Below are 235 nucleotides of genomic sequence, written 5' to 3' on the forward strand. Positions count from 1 at the left end.
GTGGATTGCAGACGCGGCCCACCGCCGCAGAGTGGGAGTACGACGATGAGTCGCAAACTGGTCCGACCCCGCGAGGGACGCATGATCGCCGGTGTCTGCGCCGGCCTGGCTCGCCGGTTCAACATGTCGCCGTTCATGGTTCGGCTTCTGTTCCTGCTGTCCCTGCTACTGCCCGGCACCCAGGTGATCGTCTACCTCGTGCTGTGGGTCCTGATGCCAAACGAGGACCGCTACC

At 64.7% G+C, this 235-nt stretch carries 1 protein-coding gene; it reads left to right on the forward strand.

Going from position 1 to position 235, the window contains the following annotated elements:
- Positions 1-45: 45 nt before the first annotated feature.
- A partial coding sequence (locus C7C46_RS33790) for a PspC domain-containing protein (RefSeq protein ID WP_110673631.1) occupies positions 46-235 on the forward strand: 190 nt, incomplete at its 3' end.

This window comes from Streptomyces tateyamensis, assembly GCF_003205575.1.
In the GTDB taxonomy this organism is placed as follows: Bacteria; Actinomycetota; Actinomycetes; order Streptomycetales; family Streptomycetaceae; genus Kitasatospora; species Kitasatospora tateyamensis.